The sequence below is a fragment of the Nocardia sp. NPDC060220 genome (genome assembly GCF_042727815.1).
In the GTDB taxonomy this organism is placed as follows: Bacteria; Actinomycetota; Actinomycetes; order Mycobacteriales; family Mycobacteriaceae; genus Nocardia.
Genome location: NZ_JBHWZY010000003.1, coordinates 1 through 26,047 on the forward strand (window position 1 = coordinate 1; position 26,047 = coordinate 26,047).

At 65.5% G+C, this 26,047-nt stretch carries 28 protein-coding genes and 2 pseudogenes; 16 read left to right on the top strand and 14 right to left on the bottom strand.

The window, feature by feature from the left end:
- The 3 genes from ACFWF3_RS00325 to ACFWF3_RS00335 form a co-directional block, all read right to left on the bottom strand.
- Positions 1-310 (bottom strand): 50S ribosomal protein L6 (locus ACFWF3_RS00325; protein WP_379311863.1); only part of this gene is annotated, 310 nt, incomplete at its 3' end.
- A gap of 15 nt (positions 311-325) precedes the next feature.
- The gene (rpsH, locus tag ACFWF3_RS00330) at positions 326-724 is read right to left on the bottom strand and encodes a 30S ribosomal protein S8 (protein ID WP_056818383.1); all 399 of its coding nucleotides are present in this window, start codon (positions 722-724) and stop codon (positions 326-328) included.
- A 267-nt stretch (positions 725-991) separates the two neighbouring features.
- Entirely contained in the window at positions 992-1,723 is a 732-nt protein-coding gene (locus tag ACFWF3_RS00335) for a YoaK family protein (RefSeq protein ID WP_379311864.1), read from the bottom strand.
- Between the two features lie 370 nt (positions 1,724-2,093).
- Here ACFWF3_RS00335 and ACFWF3_RS00340 point away from each other — a divergent pair, with 370 nt between their 5' ends.
- Positions 2,094-3,653, top strand: a complete 1,560-nt coding sequence (locus tag ACFWF3_RS00340) for an alpha/beta hydrolase (protein ID WP_379311865.1) — start codon at positions 2,094-2,096, stop codon at positions 3,651-3,653.
- Here the strand turns inward: ACFWF3_RS00340 and ACFWF3_RS00345 are convergent.
- Positions 3,646-3,858, bottom strand: coding sequence for a hypothetical protein (locus ACFWF3_RS00345; protein WP_378632256.1), 213 nt, complete (start codon positions 3,856-3,858; stop codon positions 3,646-3,648). The two genes, ACFWF3_RS00340 and ACFWF3_RS00345, sit on opposite strands and share 8 nt — an antisense overlap.
- Positions 3,859-4,037: 179 nt before the next feature.
- Entirely contained in the window at positions 4,038-4,766 is a 729-nt protein-coding gene (locus tag ACFWF3_RS00350; protein ID WP_379311866.1) for a pentapeptide repeat-containing protein, read from the bottom strand.
- Between the two features lie 263 nt (positions 4,767-5,029).
- On the opposite strand from ACFWF3_RS00350, the gene ACFWF3_RS00355 reads away from it, so the two are divergent.
- Both ACFWF3_RS00355 and ACFWF3_RS00360 read left to right on the top strand, forming a co-directional pair.
- Positions 5,030-6,859, top strand: a complete 1,830-nt coding sequence (locus tag ACFWF3_RS00355; RefSeq protein ID WP_379311867.1) for a sensor histidine kinase — start codon at positions 5,030-5,032, stop codon at positions 6,857-6,859.
- Positions 6,856-8,421: a protein kinase gene (locus tag ACFWF3_RS00360; protein WP_379311868.1), complete on the top strand. Its 1,566-nt coding sequence runs from the start codon at positions 6,856-6,858 to the stop codon at positions 8,419-8,421. Before ACFWF3_RS00355 ends, ACFWF3_RS00360 begins: the two co-directional genes overlap by 4 nt.
- Before the next feature lie 88 nt (positions 8,422-8,509).
- On the opposite strand, the gene ACFWF3_RS00365 is transcribed toward ACFWF3_RS00360, so the two are convergent.
- Genes ACFWF3_RS00365 through rplN form a run of 4 tightly spaced genes read right to left on the bottom strand, consistent with a single transcriptional unit; the run spans position 8,510 to position 9,953 of the window.
- Positions 8,510-8,695, bottom strand: a complete 186-nt coding sequence (locus ACFWF3_RS00365) for a type Z 30S ribosomal protein S14 (RefSeq protein ID WP_056818387.1) — start codon at positions 8,693-8,695, stop codon at positions 8,510-8,512.
- 4 nt (positions 8,696-8,699) lie between these two features.
- Positions 8,700-9,263 (bottom strand): 50S ribosomal protein L5, encoded by a 564-nt coding sequence (rplE, locus tag ACFWF3_RS00370; protein ID WP_056818389.1) that lies wholly within the window; start codon positions 9,261-9,263, stop codon positions 8,700-8,702.
- Position 9,264: 1 nt separating this feature from the next.
- A complete protein-coding gene (gene rplX, locus ACFWF3_RS00375; protein WP_056818391.1) occupies positions 9,265-9,582 on the bottom strand; it encodes a 50S ribosomal protein L24 in 318 nt (105 codons plus the stop codon).
- 2 nt (positions 9,583-9,584) lie between these two features.
- Complete coding sequence (rplN, locus tag ACFWF3_RS00380) at positions 9,585-9,953, bottom strand: 50S ribosomal protein L14 (RefSeq protein WP_056818394.1); 369 nt, start codon at positions 9,951-9,953, stop codon at positions 9,585-9,587.
- Between the two features lie 267 nt (positions 9,954-10,220).
- Here rplN and ACFWF3_RS00385 point away from each other — a divergent pair, with 267 nt between their 5' ends.
- The 6 genes from ACFWF3_RS00385 to ACFWF3_RS00410 all read left to right on the top strand — a co-directional run bounded on the left by ACFWF3_RS00385 (position 10,221) and on the right by ACFWF3_RS00410 (position 16,168).
- Positions 10,221-10,664, top strand: coding sequence for a hypothetical protein (locus ACFWF3_RS00385; RefSeq protein WP_378993655.1), 444 nt, complete (start codon positions 10,221-10,223; stop codon positions 10,662-10,664).
- 98 nt (positions 10,665-10,762) lie between these two features.
- Positions 10,763-12,799, top strand: coding sequence for a M13 family metallopeptidase (locus tag ACFWF3_RS00390; RefSeq protein WP_379311869.1), 2,037 nt, complete (start codon positions 10,763-10,765; stop codon positions 12,797-12,799).
- 81 nt (positions 12,800-12,880) lie between these two features.
- Complete coding sequence (locus ACFWF3_RS00395; RefSeq protein WP_378993657.1) at positions 12,881-13,858, top strand: ABC transporter substrate-binding protein; 978 nt, start codon at positions 12,881-12,883, stop codon at positions 13,856-13,858.
- A gap of 39 nt (positions 13,859-13,897) precedes the next feature.
- On the top strand, positions 13,898-15,247 hold the full coding sequence (locus ACFWF3_RS00400; protein WP_379311870.1) for a SagB family peptide dehydrogenase: 1,350 nt from the start codon (positions 13,898-13,900) through the stop codon (positions 15,245-15,247).
- Between the two features lie 88 nt (positions 15,248-15,335).
- A complete protein-coding gene (locus ACFWF3_RS00405) occupies positions 15,336-15,851 on the top strand; it encodes a YbaB/EbfC family nucleoid-associated protein (protein WP_379311871.1) in 516 nt (171 codons plus the stop codon).
- Positions 15,848-16,168: a hypothetical protein gene (locus ACFWF3_RS00410; protein ID WP_378656646.1), complete on the top strand. Its 321-nt coding sequence runs from the start codon at positions 15,848-15,850 to the stop codon at positions 16,166-16,168. The genes ACFWF3_RS00405 and ACFWF3_RS00410 overlap by 4 nt, the downstream gene beginning before the upstream one ends.
- Positions 16,169-16,385: 217 nt before the next feature.
- Here ACFWF3_RS00410 and ACFWF3_RS00415 read toward each other — a convergent pair whose 3' ends face one another.
- The 4 genes from ACFWF3_RS00415 to ACFWF3_RS00430 form a co-directional block, all read right to left on the bottom strand.
- Positions 16,386-16,646, bottom strand: a complete 261-nt coding sequence (locus tag ACFWF3_RS00415) for a hypothetical protein (protein ID WP_379311876.1) — start codon at positions 16,644-16,646, stop codon at positions 16,386-16,388.
- 43 nt (positions 16,647-16,689) lie between these two features.
- Positions 16,690-17,094, bottom strand: coding sequence for a hypothetical protein (locus tag ACFWF3_RS00420; RefSeq protein ID WP_379311877.1), 405 nt, complete (start codon positions 17,092-17,094; stop codon positions 16,690-16,692).
- Between the two features lie 92 nt (positions 17,095-17,186).
- On the bottom strand, positions 17,187-18,125 hold the full coding sequence (locus ACFWF3_RS00425) for a hypothetical protein (protein ID WP_379311878.1): 939 nt from the start codon (positions 18,123-18,125) through the stop codon (positions 17,187-17,189).
- Positions 18,126-18,618: 493 nt separating this feature from the next.
- Complete coding sequence (locus tag ACFWF3_RS00430; protein WP_379311879.1) at positions 18,619-19,101, bottom strand: hypothetical protein; 483 nt, start codon at positions 19,099-19,101, stop codon at positions 18,619-18,621.
- Here ACFWF3_RS00430 and ACFWF3_RS00435 point away from each other — a divergent pair.
- The 7 genes and pseudogenes from ACFWF3_RS00435 to ACFWF3_RS00465 all read left to right on the top strand — a co-directional run.
- Positions 19,039-19,587 (top strand): annotated as a pseudogene (locus ACFWF3_RS00435) (toxin glutamine deamidase domain-containing protein); the annotation flags it as partial. The gene ACFWF3_RS00430 and the pseudogene ACFWF3_RS00435 sit on opposite strands and share 63 nt — an antisense overlap.
- A 100-nt stretch (positions 19,588-19,687) precedes the next feature.
- Positions 19,688-20,218 carry a hypothetical protein gene (locus tag ACFWF3_RS00440; protein WP_379311880.1) on the top strand — a complete coding sequence of 177 codons (531 nt, stop codon included), beginning with the start codon at positions 19,688-19,690 and terminating at the stop codon, positions 20,216-20,218.
- The gene (locus ACFWF3_RS00445) at positions 20,155-22,950 is read left to right on the top strand and encodes a hypothetical protein (protein ID WP_379311881.1); all 2,796 of its coding nucleotides are present in this window, start codon (positions 20,155-20,157) and stop codon (positions 22,948-22,950) included. Before ACFWF3_RS00440 ends, ACFWF3_RS00445 begins: the two co-directional genes overlap by 64 nt.
- Before the next feature lie 52 nt (positions 22,951-23,002).
- A complete protein-coding gene (locus ACFWF3_RS00450; RefSeq protein WP_379311872.1) occupies positions 23,003-24,061 on the top strand; it encodes a hypothetical protein in 1,059 nt (352 codons plus the stop codon).
- A gap of 321 nt (positions 24,062-24,382) precedes the next feature.
- Entirely contained in the window at positions 24,383-24,724 is a 342-nt protein-coding gene (locus ACFWF3_RS00455) for a hypothetical protein (protein WP_379311873.1), read from the top strand.
- Between the two features lie 69 nt (positions 24,725-24,793).
- Positions 24,794-25,183, top strand: a complete 390-nt coding sequence (locus tag ACFWF3_RS00460; protein WP_379311874.1) for a hypothetical protein — start codon at positions 24,794-24,796, stop codon at positions 25,181-25,183.
- 185 nt (positions 25,184-25,368) lie between these two features.
- Positions 25,369-25,749 (top strand): VOC family protein, encoded by a 381-nt coding sequence (locus ACFWF3_RS00465; RefSeq protein WP_379311875.1) that lies wholly within the window; start codon positions 25,369-25,371, stop codon positions 25,747-25,749.
- Between the two features lie 49 nt (positions 25,750-25,798).
- Here the strand turns inward: ACFWF3_RS00465 and ACFWF3_RS00470 are convergent.
- Positions 25,799-26,047 (bottom strand): annotated as a pseudogene (locus ACFWF3_RS00470) (MerR family transcriptional regulator); the annotation flags it as partial.

The following is a 26,047-nucleotide window of genomic DNA, read 5'->3' on the forward strand; positions in this document are numbered from 1 at the left end:
GGTTCGAACCCTTGGCCTGAACGCGGTAACCGACGCCGAAGATTTCCATCTTCTTCTCGTAGCCCTTGGTGACACCCTCGATCATGTTGGCGATCAGGGTGCGGGAAAGGCCGTGCAGCGAACGGTTCGCGCGCTCGTCGTTGGGACGAGCAACCTCGAGCTCATTACCTTCACCCTTGGTGACGATGATGGGCTCGGCCACGGTGTGCGAGAGGGTGCCCTTGGGCCCCTTGACCGTGACAACCTGGCCGTCGATGTTGACGTCGACGCCGGCCGGAATCTCGATGGGCTTCTTACCAATACGCGACATTAGTCCTGACCTCCCTTACCAGACGTAGGCGAGGACTTCGCCCCCGACGCCCTGCTTGGCCGCCTGACGGTCGGTGAGCAGACCGGTCGACGTGGAAATAATCGCCACGCCGAGGCCGCCGAGGACCTTGGGCAGATTGGTGGACTTCGCGTACACACGCAGACCCGGCTTCGAGACGCGACGCAGGCCCTGCAGGCTGCGCTCACGGCTGGGGCCGTACTTCAGATCGACGACGATGGCCTTGCCAACGGTCGCGTCTTCGGTGCGGTAATCGGCGATGTAGCCCTCACGCTTGAGGATCTCGGCGATGTTCACCTTGATCTTCGAGTGGGGCGCCTTCACCTGATCGTGGTACGCCGAGTTGGCGTTGCGCAGACGCGTCAAGAAGTCTGCGATCGGATCAGTCATGGTCATGGTTAGACCTCGACACCTTTCTCGCTGCGGTTCCCATGCAACATCTCCCGCACTCTCACGCGGTCGACCGTGGGCCTACAACAATTCGGCTGGTCCGGTCGGCACTTACCGACCGGATGAGTTCTCTTGCGAGCTCTCGGCGCCTGGCACGGTCCCACTCGCGCGCAAGCGCGCAGCGGACACAGATCTGCCCAGGCAACCGCTCTAGTGTAGGCAACGCCGTGGTCAGGACCAAACTCGGGGGCCGACGGACCGGGGCGATCTCCGTCACGCGGCGGTGTGGCCCGCCCTCCCACCCGTCTTGTAGGTGATCAGGATCGCCACGGCCGAGACACCGGCGGCGACGATCAGCATCATCTCACCACCCACCACCGTGCTCATCAAGCCGCCGAGCAGGGCGCCGACGGCGAACGCCGCGTACTGCATGCCGTAGCCGAGCCAATCGCGCGCACTCCCCCCGCTGACATGGCTTTCGATGCCCTGGCTCAGTTTCACGACCGTTCCGGTGGCATAGCTGAGCGGAACGCTGGTCTCGCCGTTCTTGACGAACGCGGTGTTGAGCGCGCCCACCGCGAACGCGACGAACGCGATCGGGATGAACCCCACCTCCTGCCCGCCGGTGCGGTCGAGGGCGAAGTCGACCACCGCGGCCACGGCGAGCGCCACGGTGGTCACCACGGACGCGCCGTAGTGACCGCGCCGCCACAGCCGCCGTCGCAGCAGCGAGGCCACGAACACACCGAGGCCGAACGAGAAAAGCAGCGTGATCGCCCCGGTGGCCAGCAGCTGATCGTTGTCGAACCAGCCGAGAACGGCGCGCTCGGTATTACCGGTCATAAATGTCACGAAATATCCGGCGGAATGCGTATAAGCGGCCGCTCCGATAAATCCGGCCAAAATAGAAAGAAACGCGACCATCGGCATCGCGCCGGCCGGAATTCCACGCAGAGACACCCGGTGGGCCACGTCACGTGGCTTGTTTGCTGTGGTCGGGGTCACGAACTCACATCCTCTGCATTCACTCGGCAAGGGATCGACATTGACACCCATCTGCTCGCTGCATTGTCACGCAACGACCCCGACAGTAGCCACGAAATTAATTGCCGACCAGCAGGGAGATCACATTCTCGGGAAAGACACAGAATTATGAGGAGCCGGTAATGCCGCGGTAACCCAGAAATCCGAGGACAATTCTGTGGACGACCACATCCACAGCCGCGCGAAGGAACCCGACGACCTGCGGCGATGCCGTCCGATCTGCATCGTCGATCGAATTGTGTTCGATACCAACCACTTTGCGTTAGTAAGCGCCGCTCACGAATGTGGTAGCTTCGCGTGGTTCGTCGGAACCGCGCAGGAGGCTCGGCCGTTGTCTTCCCACTGTGCACGCCGCCGGGGCTCGGCTTATCTGCTCGCCGTACTGCTCGGGATCGGCGCGCTCGTCACGCCCGCGCGCGCTTCGGCCGATCCCTACGTCGACCAGCTCGCCGAGGGTGCCGCCACCCCGACGCTGGCGTGGGAGTCCTGCGCGGACGGGTTCGAATGTGCGCTGGCTCAGGTGCCGATGGACTACAACAGCCCGCAGGCCACGCAGATCGACCTGGCTGTCATCAAGTTGCCCGCGTCCGATCCCGCACGCCGCATCGGCACGTTGTTCGTCAACTTCGGTGGGCCCGGCCCCTCCGGCGTCGACCGCTTGCGCGAACGGGCCCGCTGGCCGTGGCTGTTCTCCGACGAACTGCGCGCCCGCTTCGACCTGGTCTCCTGGGATCCGCGCGCGGTCTCGCGCAGCGCGGGCACGCAGTGCTTCCGGAGCGCCGATGAGCAGACCGCGTACCTCGGTTCCTTCCCCGGCACTCCGACCGATCCGGGCGACGAGCCCGCGTTCTTCGCCGCCTCGGCCGATATCGCGACCCGCTGCGCGCAGCACGCGGGGCCGATCCTGCGCCACGCCTCCACCGCCAACACCGCCCGCGACCTGGACCTACTGCGCCGCGCGGTGGGCGATGAGGCGCTGACCTACCACGGCATCTCCTATGGCACCCAGGTCGGCGCGGTTTACGCCAACATGTTCCCCGGCCGGGTCCGCGCGATGGCGTTCGACGGTTCTCTCGACTTCGAGGGCAATGTGAACGGCCACGGCGCCGACGGCGTGAATCTGCCGCTCGACACCCGCCAGGGCGTGGCCGCCGGCATCGCCGAAACCTTCGACACCTTCCTGCGCGACTGCTCCGCCGCGGGTCCACGCTGCGCGTTCGCCGCGGGCGATCCGAAACTCAAGTGGATCGCGCTGGCCGAGCGAGCCCGCCTCGCGCCGATCACGGTCGCGGGCACGCCGTGGACCTTTTCCCAGATCGTGAGCGCCGCGGGCAGTCTCTCCCGCCCCGACACCTACCCCGACCTGGCGATCCTGCTCCAGAACCTCTTCGACGCGGCAACCGTCCTGCCCGCCAGAGTCCCCGACGCCCTCTTCGCGGAGAACCACCCCGCCAATCGCGTCGAGGCCTTCTACACCATCCAATGCTCCGACAGCACCGTCCCCACCGACCCCGCCGTCTACAGCCGGGTGGCCGCCGCCGAAGACCTCCAGTCCCGCTACTTCGGCCGGATCGCCGTCTTCAACGCCACCCCCTGCGCCTTCTGGCAGGCCGAGGACCGGGACCGCTACACCGGCCCGTGGAACCGCGAAACCGCCGCCCCGATCCTCGTCCTCAACAGCCGATACGATCCCGCCACCCCACTACGTGGAGCCAAAGCCGGTGCGGCCCAACTGAACCGGGCCCAGGTAGTCGTGATCGAAGGCGCGGGCCACAGCTCCATGTACGTCCAGAGCACCTGCGCCGAACACCTCAAACGCGACTACCTGTTCACCGCCCAGCTCCCGCCCGCCGGCGTCAGCTGCGGAATCGACCGCTCCCCGTTCAGCTGAGCAGGCAGAGCAGGTCGTAGAGCGGCGGCTTCTCCACACTCCCCGTGGCGAACAACAACTGCGCGATCGGCGAACAGATCAACTCCGTCTCCGACGACCCCGACCCACCCCCGGACCCGGAACCGGCGCTGGGGGCGGCGGATGCAACAGCGGGCGCCCCGAGGAGCGCGACGGAAAGAACAGCGACTGTGGCGAACTTCTTCATGCGCCAAGAGAACACATCAGCCCTCACCCCTGGAGTGAAATGCATATATTTCATCCAGCGCTGGTGACAGCTCACAACGTGGAAATGCGCGAGGGCACGGACTTCACTGAAGTAGTCCGTGCCCTCCGAGAGAACTGGTCGCCGACTGATCCGAGGACAGTGGCGTCAGCTCGACCCGCCTAATTGATCACGGGTGGTACATGGATCTCCGCGCAATCCGAGTGCGTGAAGTTGCCGAACGCGTCGACGTGATTGTGCAGCGTGCACCCCATGAAGCCGTCGCGGCCCGGAGGCCCTGACTCGCCCCGCTCCCCCTGGTGCCCTCTGGGGCCACGCTCCCCCTGCGCGCCCTGCGGTCCCGCCGGTCCCGCCGGTCCGACACGACCCCGCTCCCCCTGCTGGCCGCGCGGCCCCTTGGGGCCCGGTACCAGCCCCGAGGCTTCGTTCACGACCGCGTTGGTGAAGTTGGCCCGGGTCACGTCGGCGAATCGCAGGTCGGCGCCAGTCAGATTCGCGTTTTCCAGATTCGCCGTGACCAGGTTCGCGAGCCCCAGGTTCGCCCCGGACAGCTTCGCACCGGTCAGGTTCGCACTGGTCAAGTTCGTCATGAACAGGTCCACGTCACGCAGATCCGCGCCGGACAAGTTCGCCCCGGACAGGTCGGCGAAGGAAAGGTTGTGACCGCGCAGATCCTCGCCGGACAGGTTCGCACCGTGGCAGGACGTCTTGCGTCCCGCCAACTCAGGGTTGGCGACGATTGTGCACGTGCCGTGTTTCGGCGCGGCGCTCGCCATCGCGGCGCTCGCCCCGAGCCCCATGGCGGCCAACACCACACTCAACACGAGCACAGCGGGCCGACGGGCGGCAGAAACTCGCAGCGCTGCCTTCTTGTCCACGTTCTTTGTCATGACCTTCTCCTCGAGATGTGCCGCCCGATAGTGGCGGTGTTGACGTGCCACCAGTCAGCAACACACTTCAAAAATAGGTTCTGTACAGCAGTTTTCTCGTCCGGGCAGGTACTGAGATCCCTACGGGGGAGCACGGTTGTGCTGTGCTGCGCTCGGGACACTCGGTCGCTGATCAGCTCAGTCCCGGCGCGGATCGAGTGGATGGTTGTGTGCGGGTTTCCGGCAGAGGATCCTGAAGAGGTCGGGTAGTTGGAGGCTGTTCGATGACACCTCGTTCGATCGCGCTCATCGGTGGTGTGACGGCCAGTGCCGCCGCGTTGAGCGTCGCCGTGGTGTTGTCGGTGGACTGGTCGGAAGTAGCGCTCTACGACCCGGCCAGAATCCTGTTGCTCGGCCCGCGCGAAGCCTTCTCGGCGGCTCAGCATTCGCCGAAGTTCGGGCAGGTCGAGCTCGTGCTGTTCCTGCTGACCGGGGCATCGTTCGTGGCATCGGGACTGTTCACCTGGACCAAGCGGCCACACGAGCTGGCCGGTCCACTGTTCGTGGTGGCGGGATTGGTGTGGCTGGCCTGTGGCGTCCGCCGGTCCAGTGACCCGGTGTTGTTCACCGCTGGTGCTGTCCTGACGAATATCTATCTGCCGGTGATGATTCCGGTGCTACTCGGCTTCCCGTCGGGTCGGCTGCGTCAACCGTGGGAACGCCGGTACGTCCGGCTGTGCTGGGCGCTGGCCGTGTTCGGTGTGTCGGCCGAGTGGATGTTCTTCGATCCGCGGGAGGTGCCCGCACCGCACCGATCGACCTCGGTCAACCTATTGCTGATTCGCCACGATCCGGTGCTCGCCGATCGAATCCAGCTCATCGTCGGTGCATTCGCCTTCCTGATCGCCGTCACTGCCATCGTTGTCGTGATCAAACGGTGGCGATCCGGCACCGCGGCGTATCGATCGGGCTTCGCCCCCATCATGGTGCTCGCGACGGTCGCCGGAGTGAGCGTCCTGTGGCTCATGTTGACCGCGATCCGATTCCCCGGTTCGCTGCACGGTTGGACGCTGAATCTGCGCTACATCCCGATGGTGCTACTACCGATGGCCATCGCGTTCGGGCAGGTCCGGTATCGCATGGCCAGGACCGCGGTCGGTGACGCCATGGTCGAAATCGGCGCGACCCCGATCAGTTCGGGTTTCGTCGAGGCACTGCGGCGCGCACTGCACGATCCCACCCTGGCACTGTGGAACTTCGACGCCGAGCGACGCGGCTACGTCGACGACCAGGGCATCGCCAGGGTACTGCCGCACGGCACAGGTCACCGGGTGGCGACGATCCTCGAGCGGGACGGCGCCCCGACTGCCGCCCTTGTCTATGACAAGCATTTACAGACCGAACCCGAACTGCTGGCCGCTGTACGCGGCGCGACCGAACTCGCCCTCGATCACGAACGGCTGCGCAACGATCTGCAGGCCCAGCTCGCCGAGGTACGTCGCTCGCGCGAGCGCATCGTGGCAGCCGGCGATGCCGAGCGACGCCGGGTCGAACGCGATCTGCACGACGGTGCGCAACAACGTCTGGTCGCCGCGGCCCTCCTGCTGCGTCGGGCTCAGCGCACAGCGGACACCGAAACCCGGGGTGATCTGGTGACGCTCGGCGCCGCCGAACTGGACACCGCGCTCAGCGAGCTCCGAGAGCTGGCAAGGGGCGTGTTCCCACCGATCCTCGCCGAACGCGGTCTGACGGCGGCGCTGACCTCACTCGCCGAACGCGCCCCGATCGCCGTACGGATCCACGGCACACTGGTTCCGAGGCCACCGGCCGGGGTGGAGCTGGCCGCGTACTTCATCGCCGCCGAGGCCGTCACCAACGCGGCGAAACATTCCGACGGCACGCACGTCGATATCCAGGTCGGCATCGTCGACGAGGCCGTGCGGCTCGTGATCGCCGACGACGGTCGCGGCGGAGCCCAGGTCGGACCCGGCGGCGGCCTGAGTGGCTTGGGCGATCGAGCCGCGGCGCTCGGTGGGCACCTGCGGGTGGACAGCTCGTCCGGCGCGGGCACAGTCCTCACCGCCACCCTTCCACTTCGCGGGGGTGACGCATGAGAGGGTGCGACCTGGAAGCAGGCACGGTGTTCGCGGGCTACACCATCGAGCAGGTGCTGGGCGCAGGCGGCATGGGCTGTGTCTACGCGGCTCGGCACCCCACACTGCCACGCACCGTCGCACTCAAAATCCTGCATCCCTCGCTGACCACAGACGACTACGTCCGTACGCGATTCGAGTTCGAAGCCGACCACGCCGCCCGGCTGGAGCACCCCGCCATCGTGGCGGTCTACGACCGTGGCCGCGAGGGCGATCGCCTCTGGATCGCGATGCAGTTGGTGCCGGGGACCGATGCGGCGCGCCTGGTGCGGGACGGGCCGGTAGCGCCGGAGCGGGCCGTGCGCATTGCTGAAACGGTCGCGGCGGGCCTGGACTACGCGCATCGGACAGGTGTGTACCACCGCGATGTCAACCCGTCGAACATCCTGCTGGCCGCGCCCGACCAGCCGGGCGAGCCCGAACGGGTGCTGCTGACGGATTTCGGCATCGCCAAAGCGCTCGACGACACCGTGCACCTCACCAGCGCCGGGATGATGGTCGCCACCATCCGCTACGCGGCCCCCGAACAGATCGAAGGACGAACCATCGATCATCGGGCCGATGAATATTCGCTGGGCTGCACACTGTTTCATCTGCTCACCGGCCGCCCGCCCTATCCAGGACCGAGTCGAGCGGCGATTCTGAACGGCCACCTCAACGCCCCGATTCCACGACCGAGCGCGCTGCTGGACACCCTGCCGAGGGCATTCGACGCGGTCATCGCCCGGGCGATGGCCAAGCTCCCTGGCGACCGCTATCCGGACTGCGGCACGTTCGCGGCCGCCGCGCGGGCGGTACTCACCGCGGCAGCCGACGCCACCGCCGAACATGCGACGGTCCGCCACCACCAGGCGCCGACCGCACCTTGCCTGCGCGTGGTGCTCGCCGACGACTCGGCGCTGCTCCGGCAGGGAATCGCCCGATTGCTCGAGGACGAGGGCATGGAGGTGACCGGGCAAGCCGGCGATGCCGCGGCGCTGCTGGGCCTGGTCCGCGCGCACCGCCCCGACGTCGCGGTCGTCGACATCCGGATGCCACCGACCTGCACCACGGAGGGCATCGATGCCGCCGTAGTCATCCGTCGCGACTTTCCCGAGACGGCGGTGCTGCTGCTGTCGCAGTACATCGAAACCGAGAGCGTTCTCGACCTGCTCTCGGGCGGCGCGCGCAGCCTCGGCTATCTGCTCAAAGACCGGGTTTCCGATATCGACGAGTTCGTGACGGCCCTCCAGCGGGTCGCCGCGGGCGGCTCGGCGATCGATCCCGACCTGGTCGGCCGCTTGGTCTCGCGACCGCACCACGGCGCCCTCCCACTCGACGCGCTCTCCACCCGCGAACGAGAAGTCCTGCGGCTCATGGCCGAAGGCCGCTCCAACCGCGCGATCGGCGCCACCCTGTTCCTCGGCGAACGCACCATCGAAACCCACGTCCGCAGCATCTTCGTCAAGCTCGGCCTACAGCCGGAACCCGACGACCACCGCCGCGTCCTAGCGGTACTGACCCACCTCCGGGTCTGCAACTGAACGGGCGAAGGCACGGACTCCCGTCGGGAGTCCGTGCCTTCGTCGATATTTCGCCTAGGCGGCGGGTGCGCTCACGAGGAGCGCAAGCTCACCAGGAGCTCTTGTGCACGCCCGGAAGCTCACCGCGGTGCGCCATTTCGCGGACGCAGATACGGCACAGGCCGAACTTGCGGTAGACCGCGTGCGGGCGACCGCAACGCTGGCAGCGGGTGTACGCGCGGACGGCGAACTTAGGCTTGGCCTCCGCCTTGATGCGCAGTGCTTTCTTAGCCATGTGCTCAGTTCTCCTTGAACGGGAAGCCGAGGTGCTTCAGCAGCGCGCGGCCTTCTTCGTTGTTGGTCGCGGTGGTGACCACGGTGATGTCCATACCGCGCGGGCGGTCGATGGAATCCACGTCGATCTCGTGGAACATCGACTGCTCGCTGAGGCCGAACGTGTAGTTGCCGTTGCCGTCGAACTGCTTCGGCGACAGGCCGCGGAAGTCGCGGATACGGGGCAGCGCGATGGACACGAGACGGTCCAGGAACTCCCACATACGGTCGCCACGAAGGGTGACCTTCGCGCCGATCGGCATGCCCTCACGCAGCTTGAACTGCGCGATCGACTTGGTGGCCTTACGGATTTCGGGCTTCTGGCCGGTGATCAGCTCGAGGTCCTTGACGGCACCGTTGATCAGCTTCGCGTCACGGGCGGCGTCGCCGACACCCATGTTCACGACGACCTTGACGACGCCGGGGATCTGCATCACGTTGGCGTATTCGAACTCGCCGTTGAGCGCGTCCTTGATCTCGGCGCGGTAGCGCGCCTTCAGCCGGGGCTGAGTCTGCTCAGAGGTGGTCATGTCAGATGTCCTTCCCGTTTTTACGGGAGATCCGGACGCGCTTGCCGGACTCTTCGTCGGTGCGGTAGCCGACGCGAGTCGGGTTACCGTCGGAGTCGACGACCATCACGTTGGAAACCTGGATGGGGGCTTCCTGGGTGACGATGCCACCCGAGGACGCGCCACGCTGGTTCGCGGAATCCGCGACGTGCTTCTTGATGCGGTTCACGCCTTCGACGAGAACCTTGCCGGTCGCCGGGAAGGCCTGAATGACCTTGCCCTTGGCGCCCTTGTCCTTGCCCGAAATGACGAGCACGGTGTCACCCTTGTGCACCTTCATAGTCAGAGCACCTCCGGGGCCAGCGAAACGATCTTCATGAAGCGCTTGTCACGCAGCTCGCGGCCGACCGGGCCGAAGATGCGGGTGCCACGAGGATCGTTGTCCGGCTTGATCAGCACGGCAGCGTTCTCGTCGAACTTGATGTAGGAACCGTCCGGACGACGACGCTCCTTGGTCGTGCGAACGACGACAGCCTTGACGACGTCGCCCTTCTTCACGTTGGCGCCGGGGATGGCGTCCTTCACGGTGGCGACGATGATGTCGCCGATACCGGCATAGCGACGCGACGAGCCACCGAGCACGCGGATGCAAAGGATTTCCTTCGCTCCGGTGTTGTCGGCGACGCGCAGTCGCGACTCCTGCTGAATCACTTCAGCACCTCCTGGACCTGGATGTATACGTACGCCGGATTGCCGACCCGACGCACATGGTCAGTCACCCTCCGGACGCGCGCCTGCCAGCGGAAATACCTTCCACTGGGGGTTCACTGCCGGATTGCGAGGGCATAGCTCCCGCAGGCAACCGTTCTAGTGTAGGTGAACCCCCAGCACGAACCGAATCGGGGTGCGTCGACCAATCTGAAGTAGATATGTTTCAAACTGGCTTCGTCGCGCACGGCCCGTTGCTAACGTCCCGCCATGAACATCACCCTGCCGATGAGGCGCCGGCTCGCGACCACGGCCGCCGCGTTCGCCGCCGTCGTCACCATGGTGGCACCGCACGCGAGCGCGGGCCCCGTCATCGACATGCTCACCGACACGCTCACCGTCGGCTGCACCTCCAAGATCGACGTCGTCGGCCTCGACAACTATGTCGGCGCACAGGTCGACTTCCTCGCCAACGGCAAGTTCTTCGCCAGCGACACCGTCGACCTCGAGGTGAACGTCGCGGGCGTCACCGTCGCCAAGGCCACGGCGTTCTACCACGTCGAAACCGAGGTCGAGGTGCAGCTGTCACTGCTGCTGCACGCCACCGGAACACCGCTGGTGACCAAGCGCGTGCCGACGGTCATGCGAATCGTGAACGCGGGCAGCGGACTCGCCTGCGACCTGGCGACAGGCAGCTCGAGCCTGTCTTCCTAGCCACCACTCCACCGAGACGGCGTCGCGCCGGTAGCCTGTGCGAGCTAGCTGGATCGCAACAAGCAGGGTGCGGCTGCCGCATCGGGGAAGGAAGTCCTGTGACATCGTCCGGTCGTCCGTCGGTGGTCGACCGCCGCGCATTCCTGATCGCCATGGGCTTGGTGCCCGTGGCCGCCGCGCTGGCGTCGTGCTCGCCCGAACCCACCGAAATCCAGCTCACGGGCGTCGACCTGGGCGGCGGCGACCCCACCATCCGCCCGCAGGACGATCTGTACCGCCACGTCAACGGCACCTGGCTGCGCGATTACCAGCTCCCGCCCGACAAGGCCTCGGTCGGCGCGATCACCGACGCCAACGACCGGACCCTGGATCAGCTGCGCGCGATCATCGAGGGCATCAGGGATCCGAAGCACGGCTCGGAGGCGCAGCAGATCAAGGATCTCTACGACGCGCGCCTGGACCTCGACGAGATCGAGCGACTCGGCATCACGCCGCTCAACAGCCTGTTCGCCGCGATCGACAAGGCCGCGGGCAAGCCGGAGCTGGCGAAGGTGATGGCCGAGGCGCCCATCGCCGGGCTGATCGGGATGGGCATCGGGATCGACCGCAAGAACTCCAAGGCCTATATCCCCAGCGTCGGCCAATCCGGGCTCACCCTGGGCGAGCAGTACTACCGCAAGCCCGAGTTCGCCGCCCAGCTCGCGGGCTATCAGATCTACCTCGAGCAACTGGCCGCGGGCCTCGGCCTGCCCGACCCGGCCGGGGTGGCGCAGCGGACGGTCGATCTGGAGAAGCGCATCGCCGCCGGGCATTGGGACAGCGTGCGCCTGCGCAACACCGATGCCACCTACAACCTGATGAGCTGGCAGGAACTGACCGCGCTCGGCCCACAGTTCGATTGGGATCCGTGGCTGGCGGGCATGACCGACCGGCCCAAGTCGCTGTTCGACAAGATGGTGGTCGGCCAGCCGTCCTTCGTCACCGCGGCCGCTCAGCTGTGGGGCGAGGTCGATATCGCCCAGTGGCGCGACTACCTCAAGCTGCATGTCGCCAACAGCTACGCGCGCTTCCTGCCCAAGGCCATCGCCGACGCGCGCTTCGAGTTCGTCGGCCGGGTGCTCAGCGGTATCGAGGAGAAGCCGGAGATGTGGCGCTCCGCGGTGGGTGTGGTCGACGACAATCTCGGCGAACCGCTGGGAAAGCTGTACGTGGACAAGCACTTCCCGCCCGCGGCCAAGGAACGTGCGTTGGAGATGGTGGCCGACCTCACCGCCGCCTACCGCGACAACTTCACCAACTCGACCTGGATGACCCAGCCGACCCGCGACGCCTCGATCGCCAAGCTGGACAAGATCGTCGCCCAGATCGGCTACCCCGACAAGTGGGTCGACTACTCATCGGTGCAGGTCACCCGCGGCAAGCTGATCGAATCCCTGTTGGCCATCAACACTTTCGAGTCCAAGCGCGCGTTCGCCCGCCTCGGCACCGAGGTGGACAAGATGGAGTGGAGCATGTCGCCGCAGACGGTGAATGCCTACTACAGCCCGACCACCAACCAGATCGTCTTCCCGGCTGCCTACCTACAGCCCCCGTTCTTCGACAAGGACGCCCAGGCCGCGGTCAACTACGGCGCGGTGGGTTCCACGATCGGCCACGAGATCGGGCACGGCTTCGACGACCAGGGCTCCAAGTACGACGGCGACGGCAACCGTCGCGACTGGTGGACGCCCGAGGATCTCGCGGCGTTCGACGCCAAGACCCAGCAGATCATCGCCCAGTACGACGTGCTCGTTCCCGAGGGCGCGCCCGAGGGGCAGCACGTGAACGGCGCGCTGACCGTCGGCGAGAACCTGGCCGACCTGCGCGGCCTGCAGATCGCATTGGCCGCCTATCAGAAGGTGGCCCAGCGCTCCGGCGAGCAGCCCGATTTCCGGACGATGTTCCTGTCGTGGGCGCGGCAGTGGCGCGACAAGCAGACCGAGGAAGCGACGCTGCAGGGGCTGCAGGACACCCACTCCCCCAACGAGTTCCGCTGCAACCAGGTGGTTCGCAATATCGGCGAGTTCTACACCACCTTCGAGGTGAAGGACGGCGACAAGCTGTTCATGCCGCAGGACCAGCGCGTCACGCTATAAGGGCACAGCTTCCCGCCGAAAAGCGACGTAGGTTAGCCTAGGCTGACTTACGCTGGAACTTGCTCTACGGAGGGTGTACCCATGACGACTGTTCGGACTTCGCGCGGCTGGCGGCGCGCGGCGGTGGCCGCGCTCGCCGGTGCCCTCGCCTTCGGTGTCGTGGCCTGCGGTTCCAGCGAGGACGAGGCCGCCTCGGGCGAAGCGGTGACCATCACCCACGCCCGTGGCGAGACCACCGTCCCCGGCACCCCGAAGAAGATCGTCGCCCTGGGTAACCAGTGGCTCGACAGCTCCCTCGCCCTCGGCGTGGTTCCCGTCGGCTACATCGACAACGTCTCCGCGGTGTCCAAGAGCACCCCGCCGTGGACGCCGGAGTCCTTGAAGGCGGCCACCGCCCTCAACACCACCGGCAATATCGCCGAGCAGGTCGCGGCGCTCGAGCCGGACCTGATCCTGGCCGACCCGTTCATCGCCGATCAGAAGACCTACGACGACCTGTCCAAGGTTGCCCCGACCCTGCCCGCGCTGACCAAGGACGCTGTCACCCCGTGGCAGGATCAGGTCACCGCGCTGGGCAAGGTGCTGCACAAGGAGTCCGACGCGAGCGCGGTGATCAAGAAGGTCGACGACAAGGTCGCCGCCATCGCCACCGCCAACCCCGGCCTGAAGGGCAAGACCTTCGCCAGCACCTGGCTCGCCAGCCCCGCACAGCTGATGGTGCTCACCGACCCCAACGACGGTTCGGCCAAGGTGTTCACCGCACTCGGCATGGGCATTCCGGCCAACCTCACCGCGCTGCCCGCCAACCAGGGCCGCCTGGCGCTGTCGCCGGAGAAGGTCGACGAGCTCACCGCAGACCTGCTGCTGGCCGGCTACTCCCCCGGCCTCGACGAGAAGTACCGGCAGCTGCCCGGTTACGCCGATCTGCCGTCGGTGCGCAAGGGTTCGGTCGTGTTCCTGACCACGCAGGAGATCAGCGCGATCAACCAGCCCAGCGCACTGTCGGTGCCGTACATGCTGGACAAGCTCGAGCCCGCGTTCGCCGCCGCCGCGAAATAGGCTCTGCCCCAGACCGGTTCTACCCCCGAGGATTTCACCGTGCTCGCCTCCGCTTACCCCGCCCAGACCCGATTCGCCCTGCGCGCGGGCGTCACCTGCCTGACGACTCCCGTCGGCGCGGTGCTGCTCAATCCGCCGCGCAACGAGAAGCTGACCGGTCTGGGCGCGGGGGCGCTGCAAGCGCTGAAAACCCTGAACCAGGGCCCGGCGACCGCGGCGGAAATGGCGACCGCGGCAGCCGGTGACGACATCACCGCACTGATGCGCAAGCTCACCGACGGCGGCTGGCTGTCGGTGACAGTCCGCGACGGCGGCCGTGACCTCTACAGCATCCGTCCCTTCGCCGACCCCGCCCCGCGCCCCACGGTGGCCCTGCCCACCTGGTCGGCGACCCTGTCGAAATTCGCTGTCCTGCACCGCGACAACCAGGGCTTCGTCCTCGAACACCCGCAGGCCTGGTGCGACCTGCGCATCCACGACCCGCGCCTGCTCGCCCTGCTCGACGGCCCCCTCGCCGCCGATTCGCCGGTGCCCGCCACCGTGAAGACCCAGTTCATGGCCGACCTGCAGTGGTGCGGCTTCCTGGTCGACGGCGACGAGGAGGAGCGCGAGTTCACCACTCGCTCCTGGAACACCCCCGACCTGTGGTTCCACCGCCGCAGCACCCTCGGCGCCCGCACGGTGACCTGGGACGATTTCGGCCCCACCCGCTGGGCCGACGGCCAGTTCCCCGAATTGCCCTTGCGCCGCGCGTCGTTCGACGGCGAGCCGGTCGCTTTGGCGACGCCGGATCTGGTGTCGCTGCGCGTGTCCGATCCGAGTCTGGCCGCCACCATCGAAGACCGGGTCTCCACCCGCGCCTTCGACGACGCCGCCCCCATCACCTCGATCCAGCTGGGCGAATTGCTGTTCCGCACCGCCCGCACCCGTGAGGACGGCTCCCGCCCCTACCCCTCCGGCGGCGGCGCCTACGAACTCGAGATCTACCCCGTGGTGCGCAATGTCGCCGGCCTGGAAAACGGCATGTACCACTACGATTCGGCCGACCATGCCCTGCGCCCGGTCGCACCCGCCGACGCCCCCGCCGTCCAGAAGCTCCTCAAATCCACCTCGGCGACGCTGGCCGGCGGCGCGCAACCCCAAGTCCTGCTGCTGGTTTCGGCCCGCGCGGGCCGCGTCATGTGGAGCTACGAACAGGTCGCCTACGCCAACATCCTCAAACACGTCGGCGTCCTCATGCAGACCGTCTACCTGGCCGCCACCGCCATGCACCTCGGCGTCGTGGCCCAGGGCTTCAGCGACACCTCCGCCTTCGCCGCGGCCACCGGCCTCGACGAACTCGAAGAGTGCAACGTCGGCAGCATCATCGTCGGCTCACCGGCCCGCTAGCGGTAGAGATCTACGTCACACCATGCAACCCTCGACGGGTCTCGCGCGTCCAACCATATGACGTGCATTCCGACAGATCGAGGGTCTCATGAACGAGGACTGGTCGGCGCCGACACAGGCGTCGAACAACGCTTTACGTGCGCAGATCGATTCGATGCTCGATACCTTCACTGCTGAGAAGTCGGCTCTACTCGACGCCCGGTCCCAGGCCACCCAGCTCGTGACCGCCTGGTCGGCGGACGGGTTGGTCCGCGTCTCGGGGACCATCGCGGGGATCTCGGAGGTCCACATCGAGCCGGATGCCTTCAGAAGGTCGACCCCGGAGTCCCTCGGCCGATCGGTCACCGAGGCGATCGCCGAGGTGGCCGCCCGAGCGGCCCAGACCCAGCAGCAAGCCCTCGCCCCCTTGTCGGACCTGAGCGCGAATATGCCGGACCTTCCCGACCTGATCCCGGGCGCCCCCAGCATGAAAGACCTCATCGCCCAGCTGACCCCGCCACCGCCACCGGACCCCGAACCGGTCACGGACTCACCACACAGTCTCGTCGATGACACCGACGACGAAGAAGGCGAATACTTCCGCAATCGCGGATACCTCCGATGAGCTCGCTGAAAGCCGACCCGCAAGCGCTGCGCGGCACTCAGCCGTCGTTCACCTCGGTCGCCGACACGATCACCACCGGCGCCCAGAAGCTGGCGGCCGTGATCGCGGCCGAAGGTGAGTGCTGGGGCAGCGACGAGATCGGCCAGTCGTTCGCCAAGAACTACACCCCGGGCGTCGAGCCCGGCCAGAAGGCGGTGACCGGCCTGGCGACGGTGATGACCCAACTCGGCGAGAACATGGTCAAGGTCGCCGAAGCACTACAGACCCAGGACACGACGCGCGCCGGTGAAATCGACAAGGCCACGGGGTCGCTGTAGTGGGCATCGAAATCCCCGACGAGCTCGCCTGGGTCGCCAAGTACATTCTCGGCGCGGGTGATTGGCCCGAAGGTGACGAAACGGCGATGCGCCGGGTCGCCGACGGGTGGACCGCCATGGCCAACACCCTCGACACGGTCGACGACAACGCCGCCCTCGCACTGAACGCCGCCCTGACAGCGCTGTCCGAAGGCGAAACCCACACCGCCATCACCGCTTACCGCGACAAGCTGCTGTCGGGCGACGAAGCGACCTTCACCGCTGTTCGCAAGTGGTGTGCGAAACAGGCCGAACTACTCGAAGACGGCGCCAACGATATCGAGCACACCAAACTGGTGATCATCGCGACGATGGTCATCGCCGCGGTGGAGATCGGTGCGGCGATCGCGACCTCGTGGACAGGTGTCGGCGCCGTCGCCGGTGTGGCCGCCCGGGTGGCCGCCCAGGTCGCGGTGCGGGTGGCGATCAAGCAGCTCATCGCCCGCATGCTCACCCGCGGCGCCGCGAAGGCGGCCGCCCGGTTAGCGCTGCGCGGCGCCGCGTTCGAAGCACTCGAGGAAGGCGGCACCGATCTCGGCGCACGGCTGATCCAGGTAGCCAAGGGCGACCGCTCCACCGACAAGTTCGGCTGGACCGATCTGGGCCTGGCCACCTTCGGCGGCGCGGTCGGCGGCGCGGCAGGCGGCCTGCTCGGCGGCGGCACCGGCGCGCTCGGCGATGTCGCGTCCTCTACCGCGGGCAAACTCGCGGGCAAGGTCGTCGGCGGCACCGTCACCGAACTGGGCGCCGACCTCTCCGCCCAGGTCGCCACCGCAGGAGTCGGCGCGGCCTTCCTCGGCCAGGAATTCAAACTGGATGTCGGCGTCGACACCTTCACCAGCGCTGGAGCGGGTGGCGTCCAGAGCGCGCTGGAATCCAGTAGCCACGGTGGAAACAGCACGGCCCCCACCGTTCCCGATCTGGGCACCGACGTTCCCGGGTCCACCACGCCCGCGGGGACCGATACCCCCTCCGGTGATCAGAGCCCGAACGCATCCGACAACACCGGCCCGAACGCGCCGGCAACGCCGAGCAACGGCGACACCGGCGGATCAACGAACCCAGCATCCACCGCTCCTACCGAGGACGGCGCAACCCCACAAAATGGTTCGCCCAACAACTCGGCACCGGAAGAATCCACACCTTCGAGCCCAAATGGCAACGGCGCGAACGATACTCCGCCCACTGGAGACTCCACACCGTCGAGCCCGAACAGCAACGGATCCACCGACGCCGGGCAAACCGCACCCTCGTCCAACGGATCCCCCTCCCCCGGCGAAACGACACCGTCCAGCCCGAACGGCAACGGGTCCAATCCGACCCCACCGACCGGCGACACCACACCATCGAACCCGAACAGCGACACCCCCACCGCGACACCCCAGACCGGCGAGTCGCCATCGACCCCGAACAACAACGCCCCCACCGAAACACCGTCGACCGGCGACACCTCACCCTCGAACAACCCCACGAACACACCGCCCACAGGCGACACCTCGACGCCCAACCCCACAAGCTCGTCGCTGGACCTCCCGACCCAGGATTCCTCGACCCAGCCCAACACCCCCACCGATACGACCCCGAATACCAATAGCGGGCAACAGAACCCGACTCCGAGCGACAACGGACACGCCGCCACCACTCCCACGACACCGGCGAATCCCCAACCCACGACACCAGCCCCCACCAACACGCCGGATTCGACCACCCAACAACCAACCACATCGACACCCACGCAGGAGTCGGCCACACAGCAATCACCGACTTCGACTCCCGCCGCAACCACCGGTTCGCCGCTGTCCACAACCTCCCAACCGGCAACTCCGTCGAACAACCCCACCCACACCCCTACCGACACCACTCGGCCGACCGCTTCAGAAGTATCGACGGCCACGGCCACAGCCTCGACTACGCCCACAGTTCAAACCGCAAACCCCACGCCCACAACAACTCCCACCACAGCCAGCACACCGCCCATCGCCACTCCGACGTCCACGCCGACACCCCCGATCAGCCCGATTCCAGCATCAGCACCGCCGTCGCCCAGATCGAACACCCCCACATCGCCCCCCACAACAACTCCAGCACAGGTCGCCTCGACCCCGACCACCCAGACTGCGCTGTCAACCGACCAGACCCCGTCTCCGCCTAGGCCGACAACTCCGCCAGCAGTGTCTGAAACACACACAGCAACCAGTCCCGACAGCCGACCTGGCTCTACCCCGACCACCGACCCCACTCGGACAACACCACAAACCCTCACGCCCACTCCGACTCCGACTCCGACGAGCCAGGTACCCAACCCAGGTCACAGCCCTGACGCCCGCCCTCTGCGCGAGGCGCTGCGTAACCAACCGCCGCACGACGGCCGCACAACCACCGTCGACCGGAGCCCGTCCCAACCACGGCCCTCATACCGAATTCGCCGCTTCCAGGTCGGCAGCCGATGGGTCTCGGTAGCCACCATCCGCGCCCACATCCCGAACGCGCACCTGATGACGCCAGCCGAGCTGAACCTGGAAATGGAATACGCCCAGAGCGTGGTTGATGCCGCCTTCAACCACGGTCAGGATCTCCTCAGCCGCGCCCCGTCGGTCGGCGACCAGTTCCTGGTCGACCTCGAGTTCACCACCGACCCGAACGCAGCCGATCTGCGCCTGAACACCCAGCAACACCAGTTCGACGTGTCCAACGATCTTCGCGAACACATGGGCTTGCCGCGAAGCACGCCGGACACCCCGCTGAGTCCGGATGACCTCCGCACGATCAGCAACGACATCGCCCGAGCCAACACGCCGGCCCGCTTCGCCAACCCCTCCGACACGCGGGTTATGGCCCCGGGTCGCCTCGAGCCCGTCGAGCAGGCGGCTCACCAGCAACGAGTTGAGGACCAACTACGCGACGGCAGTGGATTCACGATCGGCGCCGACCCTCGAACGCACCCATACGGCACGTCGGTCAACGACGGCGGCCCGACTCGGGGCGGCCGAAGCAATAACTGCCTCGACTGTTCCCTCTCAGCGTTGTCGTCGTTCTACGGTGTTCCTCAGGTCTCGGCGCCACGGTGGCCCGACCCACTGCCGAACGGCTCCCGAGATAACCGCAGCGGCGAACGATTCGGCACCGCACGAGCCGAAAATTGGCTCGGCCGGAGTTTGAGCCATTTCCCTGGACTACCGATCCAAGATCAGTTCCGCGAATTGCACAACCATATCGCCGGCCTCGGTCCAGGCTCGGCTGCGTTGGTCATCAACTGCTGGCACGCACGCGACAGCAATGGAAATCCTCGATTCAACGCCGACGGTTCCCCCCTGATCCTTGCCTCGCACGCAACAGTCATTGTCTACCCGCCCGGCGCAGCAGGGCCCGTATGGTGGGATCCGCAGTCGGGCGCCACCTCCGACGTCCCACCCCCCGACATGGTCGCCCGCTCGGCCGCGCTGGACTTCATTCCCATCGACGCACACGGAGGTATCCAGAATGCCGGAGCCAATTCTCACGGCGGAACAGGCCAACCAGCTGCTGACCACAGTGTTCGGGCCGAACCAGAAGTTCCAGATGATGGAGACCAGACACGGCTGGGTGGCCCAAGCGATTCTCTCCCAGGAGGAATTGGATCAGGGTATGGGCTTGGGGCTGGGGAACTACGTACTGAACAAACAAACGGGAGTCGTGACAGCTCACCGGAGCCTGCCGCCGGACATGATCGGGGAGGAATTCGACCAGGCGATCGAAACGGGCCAACCGATCCAGGGGGGCCAGGTGTATCCCCCACTCCGTCGAATCCACCTGCTGAAAACCTACGAGGACCCACAGACAGTCCAGTATCAAGTCCACGTGACCGACCTGGATCAACCGAGCAACCCGGAAACGGCCGAACTGATCACGATCAACAAGGAAACCCTGTACTTCCATCCGAGCGGAGGCCCGCTCTCGGAAGCGACAGCATGGGCCGAGATGCTCAGCCGGACAACGGGAATCTGGCCGATCGAGGAAACGATCGAACGGTAACCGGCGACCCGGATACCAACCCGGCGACCGCTTCTCCCGTCGTCACCACGCCGCCGCCGGTGTCGGCGCCGACAATCGATCACAACCTGGCTCCACCGCCGCCTACCGGCACGCCGACCGCCGACCCCACCCCGGCGTCAGATACCGCTTCACCCGCAGAGCGATCATCGTATGTCGAGGCAGGTGGCGCCAGGCGCCCACGCAACGTCTACGACACCGAGGCGCAGGATGCCTGGGCCAACAACGCTTACGACCACATCCGCAGTACAGACAATGACATCGACGGAATGGTCGCAGCACTCGCCGACGTTCAGCGCCACGATGGCTCCGTGGGATTCGATCGGGCCGAGCTGGAGCGGATCAAAGATCATCTCTTCAGAGAAGAGCATCCACTGAGCATTACCGACGACGACGGTAATGACGTAGGGATCGAATATCGGCGATACGACGCGTACGCCGATATCGCCGAAGCCTGGATGCGGATGTCCCTCGGCCGAGCGACTCCCGACGACATCGTCTTGCTGGAGCACGAGCTGGCCGAAGCGCAATATTATGAAAGCCATCCAGGGGCGCCGTATCAGGAGGCTCACCAGTTCGCCAATCTGAGCTTCAACTGGGAAGCGATGCAGCACTCTCGTACCGGCGAGAACATCGATGAATGGAGTTCGATCTATGGCAATGTATCTGGTCTTCCGACTGGAGTCGGAGACCGACCAGGAAGTGACGTACCGGTTCGGCGGGGCGGATCACAATCTCAATCGGTCCCTGACAATCAACAAAGCGGACTACTCGGTGAAGGTCGCGGACGGGAAGGAGGACGCGATGGCCGTGCGAACAGCGGGCACAGCGATGACTCGTCACCGGCAGGACGGAGTCTGGATCAAGGCGGGCAACTTCCAAGCCTGAACAACCCCCTGCCGCGCCAATCCGGCGGTCACAGCAGCGCAAGCGATCAACCGCCGAATTCCCCGTCGAGTCCCCCTGCGCCGTCACCGGATTCGGCACCACATCAGCGTCCAGCCGCTGTTCCGCCTGCGACTGACCGCACAGGTGCCGCGACCGCGCCATCGACGAACCCGGTAGTGCGGCCGCCGACCGATACCGGCGCCGAGCAGTCTCCTCGACCGACCCCGCAGACGTCACCGACACCGCAGCAGGTGCACGAAGCGAACCAATCGCGAGCCGCTCGCGAGAATTTGCGTCGCCAACGGCCCGATGGCGGAGTTCGGCCGGTCACCGACTCACGTGGCAACCGCCGCTTCACCCTGGGCAGATTCACTACCGCGTTCAGTCAGCCCGTGTCGATGCTCCGGATCGGCCTACACATATCCGGCGGCGGCAGCCTCGATCCGGCACTCGTCCAGGCGCTGATCGAACGCGCCCAGTTCGCGGTCGATCTCCGCTTCAACCGAGGAAGCCGGCTCCCGTCCGGCGATTGGATGATGTTCGATCTCGTCCCGGTCAGCGACCCGTCTGCGGCTGATATGAGCATCGATCTCGACCAGGCGAATCCGCACAGCACGCCGACCGACGCCGACCTCGACACCCTCACCGCAATGTTGCGAGAACAGCTCGGGCTGGACCCGGCGACAGAGAACGAACTTTCGCCCAGCGACGTTCAGCGGATCAACAACGAAATCGACCAGGCCGTACCGACATCGCCGCCTACTTCCTCACGAACCGCTCCGGGCCCTGTCACAACCGATTCGTCCTTGGATCTTCCCTCGCAGCCCGCGAACCTGGCTAACCGTGCTGATTCACCAGTGAGCGCGCTCAACGCCGCGTCTCCTCATCCGAACTCTGCTCGGACAGCATCGCCGGATCAGAGCCACGCCCAGCATGCTCCGACGCCAGCGAACAGCCGCACCCAAATCCCCTCTCGGGCACCGAATCATCGCGCACCTGAATCGACCCCTCCTCCGACGAACCCACCCGGTTCGATGTCGTCGACAGGCGCCTCGAACTCTTCCTCCGGCTGGAACAATCCTGATGTCACTCCCCAGACTCCCCAGTGGCACCAATCATGGGGAGCAGCACCACATCCCGACCAGCGCTCACCCGGAGCGATGCGACGAATTGTCCGAAAGCTCTTCGGAGTGCGGCCGCGTCGAAGCATTCCGGCCATGCCACCACCTACCCCGCCGATTCAGCGACCTCCGTCGGCTGCGCCGAGAACTCCTCCCGAGGAGAGCAGCCCCCGACAATCGACGGCACCGCAAGATTTTTCGGACCTTCCGTACAGCGTCGGCCCGCCCTATACAACACAGGAAATGAATTCCACTTACCGAGGGGAGCACGAGGTCGGGAATTCCGTCTGGCCGCACCCGCTACGGGTGGCGTATCTGGATGAATCCTTACGCCAAAGGACAAGGCTCTATATCGTAGATGGAAAGATCTACACGGCCGACGGGAAATTGTTCGATACAAGTTCGGGCACTACCGCATGGGGCGGTGCGGGCCGCGCAATTTTCGTCATGGACGAGCATGGCAATCTATATGCATCGAACTATCATGAGCCAGGACTTTTCCATCATTCCAGCTTCCTTTCTGGTGGAAATGTTGCCGCAGCGGGAGAATTGGCGGTAATCGGCGGCGAACTCCAGATGCTCACCGACTCTAGCGGACATTACCGACCCTCTCGCGGGCACACGATGCAGGCCATCAATCTACTCAGGAACATGGGCATCCCAATTACTCCAGGACAAGTACATTTCGAGGCGCCACCACAATGAACGGAGCGATGTGAACCACTGGCAGGGTGTCATTAATTCGATACTGTACTCAGTGCAGTTCGAGAAGGAGCTCGACGACAGCGTTGTCGACAGGATCGCGTATGCGCTGGTAACCGAGCCCCTCTCCACAATGACTCAGGATGAGGAATATCAGGTGCTGTCGGATGGCCTGGCACACGCCTCGCCTATCCCGGCAGTTATACCGATGCGCCAAGAACCCGCGGAGCTGCGCGAATTCGTCAGTCGAGTTCTTGCACGCATGGACAGTATGCGCCCATGGCCCGCGCTACCCTATCATCGATTGCCCGAGGACAGCATATCGGCTTTCAAGAATGCGACACCGATCGCACGCATTTCGTCGAGCGTCAACGACGTCGAGAGCAGAATCTCCCGCGGATTCTACTGGGGAACCGAATTCGGCACCTTCATTCCGTTGAAGATGAGATCCGGCAGAGTCATCGGCATGTTCACCCCATTTTGGGACGACAGCGATGACATCGTTCTGGTCGATGCCACGCACGAGCCCGACCGAAGCGATGTCATCGATGAGTTACTGTCGGCAACGCGAATAGACCCCAGCACAGTAACACGTTTGACAGCCGAAGATTTCGAGACATTTACCGACGAATATATGACAACCCCGATTCAATCCAATTTTCGCGACGAGAATATAGCTGGCAATTCCGTCTGGGACGGCAAGCAGGTAGCCTACTTGACATCCGATGAGCGGGAAGCTTATCGCCTTACCGTCCGCGATGGATTGCTCTATGACACAAGGGGTCAGTTGTACGATACAAGCAGCGCTCGTACATTATGGTCACCGGAGGGAGGGCGGGCGATTTTCGTCATGGATAGCGGCGGAACCCTCTACTCCTCACCGCATCACGTGCTAGGCGAATTTCATCACTCCAGTTTCCTCGCGGGAGAACCTGCCGCAGGCGCCGGTGAGCTCGACGCCAGGGAGGGGCGCATACGGCTGATCAGCGACCAGAGCAGTCATTACCGCCCAGCACGACGGTTCACCGAACAAGTTGTCGACAGCCTCGCTCGACAGGGCGTTCCGGTCGGCGACTTACAAATCGAATATCATTCGCCTCCAGACCGGATGTAGACGATATGCCCGCAAATGGCAGCTGGGCCGACCGGAAGTCTCTATGCCCCGAACGGTGGGCTTGCCCCCCGACGGACCTGTCTCAATCCTCTTCGTTCAGATTCATGACGGTTGACCAACAGGGAGCAGCGAATGGAGCCGCCACAACTGCGAACAGCGGAACAAGTGCGGGACTACCTGGCTCAGATATTCCCAGCGCGGGAGTTCAGTCTCCTTCAGAGCCGACACGCCTGGATCTGCCGCGAGATTCTGACCCCGGCGGAGATCGCGGAGAGGACGGGTCCAGGCCTGGCGAGCTACGTGGTGGACAAGGAGACCGGAGTGGTCACCACGCAGTCGAGCCTGGCACTGACGACGATCGGCGAGATGTACGACGCAGCGATCGAGACCGGGACTCCGATCCAAGCCGAACAGATCTATCCCCCACTGAATCGACTGACGCTCCAACAGATCCGGCAGGACCCGGAGACGATCGAGTACCTGGTGACGGTCGAATCGCTGGCGACAACCCCGCCGACCAGCGAAGACCTCAATCTGACCATCGACAAGGTCACCCTGGAAGCCACTCCGTACACACCGTTGGCCCCGATGGTGGCCGCGAGGGCGGCGTGGAGTCGGCAGCGCAACGGCACGTGGCCGACAACGGAGACATTCGAGGTGTAGTCGGTACGTCGGACGCGAGCCGCCCGGACATTGCAGGAATCGACGCAACGGTAGCGAGGGGGCTGAAGGGTGAAGCTACTGCCCGATTTTTCGGAGGACCCTCGCGAGAGAATCGGCGACTGGCCAGAAGTCAGTTTGGCCGATCTCGTCGGACATCTGGATGACGAACTCCGCGAACCGCTTTCGCATTACCTGCTGGAGTGTCAATCGTTGGTCACGACGCAGTCGATGGCCGACCCGCTCGACCCGGCACGGGGCCACGGCGTACCGACCGGGATGTCGAGCGACGGCACCTGGGTGTGGTCCGCATACTGGGGATACTTCGTGCGGGAGTACGGAATCGCGGTTCCCAATGAGTTCATCGACCATGTCAGATCGCGTAATTTCGAGCCGGTCCTGCTCGACCAGGACGAGCAGGAACGCATCGGCAGCGAGCTCGAAGCAGCCTTCTCCGACTGAGCCAAATTTCGGGTGCTGAGGGTCAGTGCTGTGGATTATTCGGTCAGGGTGGAGGACGGGCGGAACGACCACATGACGGTGTGGGTGGCGGGGATGGCGATACGGGGGCATCGGGACGATGGGGTCTGGCCCAAGGCTGGTGTTCATCAGGCGTGAGGTGTCGGGTGCGGGCGTAGGGTCGCCTCATGGCTTGCAAGATCACCGAACTCGTCATCGATTGCGCCGACCCGGAACTGCTGGCGGGATTCTGGTGCGAAGTGCTCGGCTATGTCGTGCTCGATCGGGACGAGGGTGATGTCCAGATCGGCGCGCCGGGAACCGAATTCGGTGGGCCGCAGCCCACTTTGCTGTTCAGCGTCAGCACCGACCCCAGGCGGGGGAAATTGCCGATGCACCTCGATGTGAACGCCACCGACCGCGATCAGGACGAAGAACTCGAGCGTCTGCTCGGTGCGGGTGCCCGCAAGGTCGACATCGGACAGACCGGCGCCGAAACCTGGCACGTGCTGGCCGACCCCGAGGGCAACGAATTCTGCCTGCTGCGGCGGCGAGTGGGGACAGCCTGAGCCACTCGGCGGTCGGGTCTGCCGACCGGATCCGGCCGACGACCATCGCTCAGGCGGGGGTCGGTTCGGATCCGTCGAAGGGTGGGTAGGTGTCGCCGATGGTGCGTTCGGCGGCGGCGATGTAGACGGCCAGGGCTTCGCGGGATTGCGTGAGGCGGTCGATGTGGTCGTCGATGCGGTTCAGGCGGGTTCGCATGGCGGACAGCAGGTCTGGGCAGGCGGGGAGGGTGGGGGTTTCGCCTTCCGCGCAGGGTAGGAGGTAGGCGATGTCTTCGGAGGACAGGCCGGCGCCGAGCAG

Excerpts from the sequence above, each read along its gene's own strand:
- ACFWF3_RS00345 (WP_378632256.1), bottom strand. The coding sequence starts at position 3,858 with ATGAAGAAGTTCGCCACAGTCGCTGTTCTTTCCGTCGCGCTCCTCGGG.
- ACFWF3_RS00360 (WP_379311868.1), top strand. The coding sequence starts at position 6,856 with ATGAGAGGGTGCGACCTGGAAGCAGGCACGGTGTTCGCGGGCTACACC.
- ACFWF3_RS00405 (WP_379311871.1), top strand. The coding sequence starts at position 15,336 with ATGAACGAGGACTGGTCGGCGCCGACACAGGCGTCGAACAACGCTTTA.
- ACFWF3_RS00395 (WP_378993657.1), top strand. The coding sequence starts at position 12,881 with ATGACGACTGTTCGGACTTCGCGCGGCTGGCGGCGCGCGGCGGTGGCC.
- ACFWF3_RS00385 (WP_378993655.1), top strand. The coding sequence starts at position 10,221 with ATGAACATCACCCTGCCGATGAGGCGCCGGCTCGCGACCACGGCCGCC.
- ACFWF3_RS00465 (WP_379311875.1), top strand. The coding sequence starts at position 25,369 with ATGGCTTGCAAGATCACCGAACTCGTCATCGATTGCGCCGACCCGGAA.
- ACFWF3_RS00440 (WP_379311880.1), top strand. The coding sequence starts at position 19,688 with ATGCCGGAGCCAATTCTCACGGCGGAACAGGCCAACCAGCTGCTGACC.
- ACFWF3_RS00415 (WP_379311876.1), bottom strand. The coding sequence starts at position 16,646 with ATGAGCTGCTTGATCGCCACCCGCACCGCGACCTGGGCGGCCACCCGG.
- rpsH (WP_056818383.1), bottom strand. The coding sequence starts at position 724 with ATGACCATGACTGATCCGATCGCAGACTTCTTGACGCGTCTGCGCAAC.
- ACFWF3_RS00355 (WP_379311867.1), top strand. The coding sequence starts at position 5,030 with ATGACACCTCGTTCGATCGCGCTCATCGGTGGTGTGACGGCCAGTGCC.
- ACFWF3_RS00445 (WP_379311881.1), top strand. The coding sequence starts at position 20,155 with ATGGGCCGAGATGCTCAGCCGGACAACGGGAATCTGGCCGATCGAGGA.
- ACFWF3_RS00365 (WP_056818387.1), bottom strand. The coding sequence starts at position 8,695 with ATGGCTAAGAAAGCACTGCGCATCAAGGCGGAGGCCAAGCCTAAGTTC.
- rplE (WP_056818389.1), bottom strand. The coding sequence starts at position 9,263 with ATGACCACCTCTGAGCAGACTCAGCCCCGGCTGAAGGCGCGCTACCGC.
- ACFWF3_RS00350 (WP_379311866.1), bottom strand. The coding sequence starts at position 4,766 with ATGACAAAGAACGTGGACAAGAAGGCAGCGCTGCGAGTTTCTGCCGCC.
- ACFWF3_RS00410 (WP_378656646.1), top strand. The coding sequence starts at position 15,848 with ATGAGCTCGCTGAAAGCCGACCCGCAAGCGCTGCGCGGCACTCAGCCG.
- rplX (WP_056818391.1), bottom strand. The coding sequence starts at position 9,582 with ATGAAGGTGCACAAGGGTGACACCGTGCTCGTCATTTCGGGCAAGGAC.